Origin of the sequence: Streptomyces sp. NPDC047974 (assembly GCF_040653375.1) — a bacterium.
GTDB lineage: Bacteria > Actinomycetota > Actinomycetes > Streptomycetales > Streptomycetaceae > Streptomyces.
Window position 1 is genome coordinate 1 of the sequence record NZ_JBEZNU010000073.1, and the last position, 7,424, is coordinate 7,424.

The following is a 7,424-nucleotide window of genomic DNA, read 5'->3' on the forward strand; positions in this document are numbered from 1 at the left end:
TCCCCTTCTTCTCCCCACAAGCCGGCGCTTGAAGGCCGCCAAGCTGAGCACGTTCATCCGTACCTTGCTGAGCACCTCAGTGAGTACGCGGACAGCGGGAGCGGCGTCGTGAACCGGGTCGCGCCATCAGCGCGCCCCGTACAGTGGCCTGATGTCCGATTATCTGGAGATCAAGGCGCTGCCGCCGGGACCCCGGTTCAATGCCACGCTGCGATTCTGGGTCAATGGTGAGGACGTAGTTCAGGAAGCGGTCGACGTAGGTGGTCGCGGACCGTACGCGACCCAGATGCTGCCGGCAGAGCTGCCCAGCCCGTTGCGAGCGACCGGCCAACCGCGCCGCCTGGAGCTGGGAGAACCCGAGTGCACGGGCGGATGCTGCGGCTTCCTGACCGTGGTTGTACAGCGGTTCGGCGAGATCGTCCAGTGGTCGGACTGGGAAGTACCGGGGTGGTCCCCTCTTACTCCCAACCCCTACCAGCCGCCGGAACTCCACTTCGACGCGAAACAGTACGACGCCGAAGTGGCTCGCGCTGAGGCGGACCGCTGGTGGCAGGTGTACTCGTAGTCCACTACGACAGGCCCCGCTCGACCGCACCCTCCTGCCACCCCACCGAGATCATGCAGCTCCTCTCCGGCGTGCCCACTGCCCAGGCTCTCGCCGGCCTCGTCCGGCAAGGAATCTCCGAAGCGGGGCCTGCCAGCGGGCGCGCGTCGACCAAGGCCTGCCGAACCGCGAGCGAGGCTGGGCAAGCCCGCCGGGGAGGCATGAACGCAGAGCGCGGGCGCGTTGCAGGATGTCCGGCACGAGGCCGACGGCGAGCCGGGCTGGGTGATGTGCCTGGTCCCCGGTCGCCCCGCGGTCGTCGTCGCCGAACCGGTCTGGCAGGCGATCGTCGAAACCGGTCGACGGGCGCCGGGCGATCAGGATCCGCTCGCGGCCGTCGGATTCCCCCGCCCGCGGGGGGGGCACGGACGCCCCGTGGGTGATCCCAGCCGACACCCGGCGCGTGGACGTCGACGGCGGCTCGTGGGGTCCGGGGCACGTGACGTTCTCGGGACGCGGCGTGTGGCGGTGGCAGCCGGCTCCCCGCTTCAGCCTGGACCAGGGCCGCTCGGCCGAGATCGGGACCGGCGGCCGGACACCGGCACTGCGTGCCCTGGTGAACCTGCCCTGGGCCGAGGCGAGCACGCTGGAGGTCAACAAATCCGGGCGCACGCAGCTCGAAGCAGCTTCCGCACAGTGCGGTGGCCGGCGTGGTGACGCTCCTGTCCCGCCGCCGGGGCGCCGAGCTGCCTGCCGCTCGCCAACCCGGAGGCGTGGGCAGCCGCCCTCGGACCCGGCTGGGACACGCAGCTGGGTCTCGACGAGGTCCAAGCCGTGCTGCTCGCCGCGTGGGATACGGCCGCCGACCTGCTGCCCAAAGTCGTCCGCTGCACAGGGCTGATCCCCTGACGGCCGCTCGCCGATGTTCACCTGATTGACCCATGTCCTCCCCCGAGCCGAGCCGTTGTCCACAGAAAGGGACCTCGGACAACGAGATCCTCGCCTACGTCGAGCCTCAAGGCCCGGCACCTTGCTACCGCAGCGGGTGGTACGGGTGCCGGCCAATCGAAGACCTCCGAAACATCGCCGAAATGACCATGCGCAAGGGAGCTCCAGTGACCGACGCAACGACGAAAGAGATCGTCGACACGATCTCGCGGCACCTCGCCCGGTACACCGACGACGAGCTCGCGGCAGTACGTAAGAAGTTCAACTGTGTGCTGCGTCTGGACATCGCGGAAGCCGGTGGCACCTCCTCCTACGTCCTGGATCTCAAGAGTCAGTGCACTGCCGGGCCGCTCACCGAGCAGTCCCCGAGCCCGCATGTCACCGCCGGACTCTCCGATGAGGACTTCGTGCGGCTCGTGAACGGCGCGGAGAACCACAAAAGGCTCTTCATGAAGGGACGGCTGAAGGTACAGGGAAACATGATGCTGCTCGACCACATCCCCCACCTTGCCGACCTCCTGCATACCGCTGAATGAAGGCCGCCGCGGGGCGGGCCGCGGCCGTCGCCACCCACTTCGGGTGACGCTTCCAGCCGCCGACGAACGTTCCACCGGCGCTTCGCCGGCCCGGTACGGGCATCTGAGCAAGGCGCAGACGATCGAGCGGACGCCGGACCCGCGGCGGACCGCGCTGCTGACGACGGTGGTGCGACAGCTGGAGGCTCAGGCGGTCGATGACGCGCCGGACCCGTTCGCGGTGCTGATGGCGAACAGGCTGATCAGCCCAGCGCGGCGGGCGCCGGACCGGGAGCGCCTGGCGATACTGCCGCAGCCGGAGAAAGCGGCATCCATCCTGGCGAAGGCGTCGAAGATCCTGACCGAGGAGCGGACCCGGACGCCGCACACGAGGCGGACCTGGACGTGGCGGCGAAGTGACGTCCATCCCCGCAGGTGCGGGGAGCAGCTGAGCTGGATCTCGGGAACGTCCCACAGCATGGGGCCATCCCCGCACGGGCGGGAAGCAGCGGCGCAGAGTGTCGCGGGCCTCCGCCACGTGGGAATCATCCCCGCATGTGCGGGAGGGGGCAGTCCACCGACTCGACAATCGCATCGGCGCACAGGGGACCATCCCCGCGTGTGCGCGGGGAGCAGAGGCCAGCGTCGTCGATCCACTGAAGGACGAAGGGGGCATCCCAGCGTGCGCAGGAAGCCACGCTGCCGCCCTCGGGGGGGGCCGGCGCTCTCGGGGACCGTCCCCGCACACACGGGGAGCGACGTCACCGGTAGGTGCGCAAGGGATCGCGCAGGGACCATCCCCACGGAAGCGGGGAGCAGTGTGCGCCCTGGAGGGTCCAGCCGCGGCCCTCGGGTCCATCCCAGCGAGCGGCGGGGAGCAGGGGCTCAAGACATACTCCCAGCTCGCCAGCGAGGGACCATCCCCGCGCGTACGGGGAACAGACTTCCGGGGTTGCGCCGAGCTGGGCGCCGAAGGGGTCCATCCCCGCAGGCGCGGGGAGCACTCCCAGAACGTAAGTGTTCTTCACCTTGACCTGGGGTCCATCCCCGCAGGCGCGGGGAGCACACACCGCGGTCGGTGTCGCTGTGGACGCTCGTGGGTCCATCCCCGCAGGCGCGGGGAGCACTGCCTGGGCTGGGCGGGGTGGGCGGCGTTCACGGGTCCATCCCCGCAGGCGCGGGGAGCACCCGGCCCTTTGCTGCCGGATCCCTTCGGACCGGGGTCCATCCCCGCAGGCGCGGGGAGCACCGCTCGCGGGCGGTGGCGAGCTTGGCGCGGACGGGTCCATCCCCGCAGGCGCGGGGAGCACTCTTCCTGACCTGCAGTTCTACCCGACACCAGCCCGCTCCCAAGCAACTTTCACCGAAACAGACAAACCACGCACCAACTCCCCCACCGCGGTCCAGGTCGCGGACCGGTTCCACCTGTGGCACAACCTCGGCGAAGCGGCAGAGCGGTGCGTCTCCCGCCACCGCTCCTGCCTCCGCGCGACCTTCGCCGATACGGTGCCGGAGAAGGCTCCGGCACCGTCCGAGAGCAGGTCGCCGTGGCCCACCGGGCACCGGTTCGCCGACCGTACCCGGGTCCAGCACGCCAGCGTCCACGCGCTCCCGGCCGCCGGCCACAGCCGACGATCGATCCAGCGCCAGCTGGGCATGACCTACCACACCGTCCAGAGGCTGGCCGACGCCGCGAGGCCGGAAGACCTGTTCCAGGGCCAGTGGCAGAACCGCCCGACCAAGCTCAACGACTTCAAGCCCTACCTGCACGAACGATGGGCCGAGGGCTGCACAAACGCCTGGACCCTCTGGGAAGAGATCAAGAAGATGCTCACCCAGCTCCAGGGCGACCAGCTCCCACAATGGGTCAAGGCGGTCCGCGCCGACGACCTGCCCAGCCTCCACACCCTCGCCAACGGCCTCGAACGCGATCTCGCCGCCTTGACTGCCGGTCAGACCCTGCCGTGGAGCTCGGGCGTCGTCGAAGGACACGTCAACCGGATCAAAATGATCAAGCGACAGATGTACGGCCGGGCCGGCTTCGGCCTTCTGCGGAAACGCGTCCTGCTCGCCTCATGACGAGCCCGTCACGAGCTCTGCTGGAGTCACTCCGCGGCCTGAGCAGGAGTGTCGTAGTAGCCAGGCTGTGCCAGCAGGACAGAGTTGAAGAAGTAGCCCTGCTCCTCCTCCGGTTCATCGTCGGCTGCGAACGGACGCCAGAAGCTCAGCAGCAAGTCCGGGGCGATGAATGAAGCATCGTCGTCAGGGTCTTCCTCGATCGAGGTGAACTCGCCGATGCGCCGGACAACCTCGCTGGCCGGAAGCGCGAACACGTCCACACCCTGGAACAACACTCGGTCCGTCTGGGACGACGGCCTTCCCAGCTCGATGGCTTCAAGCATGTCTCGCATGCAGTGAATGCCGATCATCAGCCCGCTGGGACGGAAAACGTGCTGCCCCTGCCGATCAGACTCCGAGATCATAGAGAGATCACGGAGCGATTCCAGCGCCGTGCTGGCCGCGTGCCGAGTCATACCGATCCGCAACAGGCCGACGCCGGTCGGTGGAGCGAGGTCGAAGTCCATGCGGGCATGATCCCAAACAGATCTGTCGGCGAGTCACGAAGGGCCATCCAGTCCCGGCAGGTTACAGAGCGTGAGAGCGCCACAGAAGTTGGACCAGAACCCGAGTTCGGGAGGCACTGCGGTTCTTGCCAGGGCGGCATCGGGATGCTCCTGGTGAACGGTGCTGGTCATGCCGCGGATGGCAAGGTCGAGCGGTACGTGGCGATCCAGCGTGACCACTGTCGCGGCACGTCGATGCGGGAGCTTGAACGCAAACACTGCATGAAGTGGTGGACGGTGAGGCTTGCGCCGCAGGCGACCGGAGTGGACCGCTACAAGCTGGTGGCTGCGTTACGAGGCGCTGACAGGGCTCCGGCTTCGATCTCCCGCAGCAGTCTCCCGTCATCGTCATAGAGCTCAAGACTGAAGCTCAGACCGAGCCGGGTCAGCAGCGCTGCCAGTTCCTCGAACCGATGAGGATCGACAACTCCGTTCAGGAGCGTGTCCCCGTCGGTCGGGTCGACCTCGATCCGGCACCAGCTGGTCTCGACCTCATACGACTCCCACGACGAACCAGATTGGGAACTCCAACCGGCCCCGATGAACCACTCGGCCACCCACGATGCACTCGGGGCACCTGCCAGGCCGCCACACACGTTGTTGCTGATCTCAAGCCAGACGGGATCGAGCGGCTGTCCCTCATCGGATAGGTCCACAGCTGGATTATGAAGCAGACCCCGCAACCCGTGATCACACACGCTACCGACATCAAAACTTGTCGATGTTGATCACTGCACCCCGGGTCACACGCCTCCCGAACTCCCCGACAAACGACTCCCCAAGAAATCGTCATAGCCAGTTCACGGAGGCCCGGAGTCCATCCCCGCGCAAGCGGGAAGCAGTAGTCCTCGACGCACACGCCCGTGTCAAGACCGGGTCCATCCCCGCGGGCGCGGGGAGCAGGGCGCCGGCCCACCGGTCGAGGACGGCGGGCAGGGATCATCCCCACGGGCGCGGGGAGCAGCCTTCCTGACCTGCAGTTCTACCCGACACCGGCCCTCTCCCGAGCAACTTTCACCGAAACAGACAAACCACCCCAAGGGTCGAGAGCCATCCATGGTGAGCGCGGTGGTGAGTAACCCCGGGCATGGCGAGTTCGGTGGTGAGCAACCACGGTGAGCGTTCTCCCACTCACCACGGCCGCCAACCACAGCGACAGCGACCCAAGCGACCGAACCCCGAACAACCCCACGCGCGGGAAACAGCCCGGCGCGGCTCTGTTGATGACGAGGAGCAGCGTTTCTCGGGCAGTTCGGGAGGCGGTGCCCGCGGCACGTATCGATGGCCTCGGACAGCAACTTGGTGCCGACCGGTAGAAGGCTGTGTGCCGCTTGGCCGGGTCCCTGGATAAAAGCTCGTCGTTTCTTATGGGGGCCTCTCAAGCACTTGTTGTGGAGGGGGGAGCGTGGGATGTGCCGGGTTTTTGATAGAACCGGCATATGGCATACAGGTTCACGGCCTCTTCGGTTGCGGCCGAGGTCGACGTCGACGGTGAGATGCAGGCTGGCGTGGCGGAGGAGGACGAGGGCTTCTTTCTGCTGTTCACGAGCGCTGTCGGTGAGCCGTCCGCACAGGACATCTCGCTTGGGCTCGACACATACTGCGTGATGACTCCGGACCAGTGCACAGCCTATGGCTGTGTCCGCGAGGTGGCTCTGACGGACACCTTGCTCACGGTGTCGCTGGACCCTGACTGTCTGGATGATCTGGAGCTGGAGGACGTGAAGATCGAGGCAGTGCTCGACGTGCCGGCCGAGAGCATTGACGAGCTGCGCGAGGTGCTTGCGAAGGTGCTGGCCTTCGGGCGCGAGGAGGCCAGGCCTCGGCTTACTGGTTTCTCGGTCTGATCGGATTGTTGAGACGGCGGTATCCGATCAGGAGTGCCGCGATGCCGACGAAGGCGAGGAAATGCTCAGCCTTGCGTTCGTACCGTCGATGGAGGCGTCGGCAACCGGCCAGCCAGGACACGGTTCTCTCGACCCCCCACCGATGCTGGCCCAGCCGCTGCGAGGACTCGACGCCCTTGCGGGCGATGCGGTGGCGGATGCCCCGCTTGCGCAGCCATCGGCGCAGGTGGTCGTAGTCGTAGCCCTTGTCCGCGTGCAGTTTTGCCGGCCGTCGGCGCCGGGGGCCGCGGCTGGACCGGATGGGTGGGATGCCGCGCACGAGCGGTTGCAGGCCCTGGCTGTCGTGCATATTCGCGCCGGAGATGCCCAGGGACAGTGGCAGTCCGTTCCGGTCGCAGATCAGGTGGATCTTCGATCCAAGCTTGCCGCGATCGGTCGGATTCGGTCCCGTCAGTGGCCCCCTTTTGCAGCCCGCAGGCTGACGGAGTCGATCGCGCACCGGGACCAGTCCAGCTCGCCTCGCGCTCCGAGTTCGTCGAGGATCACGCGGTAGAGCCGGGCCCAGAACCGGTCCCGGCTCCACTGGGCGAACTGGCGGTAGACCGTGGGCCAGGCCGGGCCGAACACCGGCGGCAGCTGTCGCCAGGTACAGCCCGAAGTGGCCACGAAGATGATCGCCGCGAAGGCGTCGCGGTCACCAGCCCTGCGTCGGCCCCCGCCCTGCGGACGCTTCACCTCAGTCGGCGGCACCACCCGCCTGAACAGCACCCACAACTCCTCCGGCACCAGGTGCTCGACCAGATCCGTCATGCACTGCTCAACGAACGATCACACCAAAGGAAACGACGTCTTAAGACGTCGTTTCCTTTGGTGGTTTGGCTCGTTGTGCCGGGCATGACGAGTCTTGCCGAGCGGCTGGTGCCGGATGAGTTGTGGGAGTTGTTCC

Annotated in this window: 8 protein-coding genes and 1 CRISPR repeat array; of the genes, 4 read left to right on the top strand and 4 right to left on the bottom strand. The window is 67.3% G+C overall.

Annotation, left to right across the window (positions count from 1 at the left end):
* Window positions 1–151: 151 nt before the first annotated feature.
* Both AB0E19_RS37875 and AB0E19_RS37880 read left to right on the top strand, forming a co-directional pair.
* Window positions 152–565, top strand: a complete 414-nt coding sequence (locus AB0E19_RS37875; protein WP_362189572.1) for a hypothetical protein — start codon at window positions 152–154, stop codon at window positions 563–565.
* A gap of 1,070 nt (window positions 566–1,635) precedes the next feature.
* Complete coding sequence (locus AB0E19_RS37880) at window positions 1,636–2,028, top strand: SCP2 sterol-binding domain-containing protein (protein ID WP_362189575.1); 393 nt, start codon at window positions 1,636–1,638, stop codon at window positions 2,026–2,028.
* Between the two features lie 186 nt (window positions 2,029–2,214).
* Here AB0E19_RS37880 and AB0E19_RS37885 read toward each other — a convergent pair whose 3' ends face one another.
* Complete coding sequence (locus AB0E19_RS37885; RefSeq protein ID WP_362189578.1) at window positions 2,215–2,487, bottom strand: hypothetical protein; 273 nt, start codon at window positions 2,485–2,487, stop codon at window positions 2,215–2,217.
* 249 nt (window positions 2,488–2,736) lie between these two features.
* A CRISPR array of direct repeats spans window positions 2,737–3,317; the repeat unit is 29 nt; unit sequence GGGTCCATCCCCGCAGGCGCGGGGAGCAC.
* A 10-nt stretch (window positions 3,318–3,327) separates the two neighbouring features.
* Between AB0E19_RS37885 and AB0E19_RS37890 the strand changes: the two genes are divergently transcribed.
* On the top strand, window positions 3,328–4,086 hold the full coding sequence (locus AB0E19_RS37890) for a transposase (RefSeq protein ID WP_362189593.1): 759 nt from the start codon (window positions 3,328–3,330) through the stop codon (window positions 4,084–4,086).
* A gap of 26 nt (window positions 4,087–4,112) precedes the next feature.
* On the opposite strand, the gene AB0E19_RS37895 is transcribed toward AB0E19_RS37890, so the two are convergent.
* Window positions 4,113–4,592: a hypothetical protein gene (locus tag AB0E19_RS37895; RefSeq protein ID WP_362189581.1), complete on the bottom strand. Its 480-nt coding sequence runs from the start codon at window positions 4,590–4,592 to the stop codon at window positions 4,113–4,115.
* A 311-nt stretch (window positions 4,593–4,903) separates the two neighbouring features.
* Window positions 4,904–5,287: a hypothetical protein gene (locus AB0E19_RS37900; RefSeq protein ID WP_362189584.1), complete on the bottom strand. Its 384-nt coding sequence runs from the start codon at window positions 5,285–5,287 to the stop codon at window positions 4,904–4,906.
* 783 nt (window positions 5,288–6,070) lie between these two features.
* On the opposite strand from AB0E19_RS37900, the gene AB0E19_RS37905 reads away from it, so the two are divergent.
* The gene (locus tag AB0E19_RS37905; RefSeq protein WP_362189587.1) at window positions 6,071–6,478 is read left to right on the top strand and encodes an Imm10 family immunity protein; all 408 of its coding nucleotides are present in this window, start codon (window positions 6,071–6,073) and stop codon (window positions 6,476–6,478) included.
* Here AB0E19_RS37905 and AB0E19_RS37910 read toward each other — a convergent pair.
* A protein-coding gene (locus AB0E19_RS37910) for an IS5 family transposase (RefSeq protein ID WP_362189590.1) occupies window positions 6,459–7,288 on the bottom strand; the annotation gives its coding sequence in 2 pieces (ribosomal slippage) (window positions 6,459–6,938 and window positions 6,941–7,288; 828 coding nt in all). The genes AB0E19_RS37905 and AB0E19_RS37910 overlap by 20 nt on opposite strands.
* Window positions 7,289–7,424: the final 136 nt, after the last annotated feature.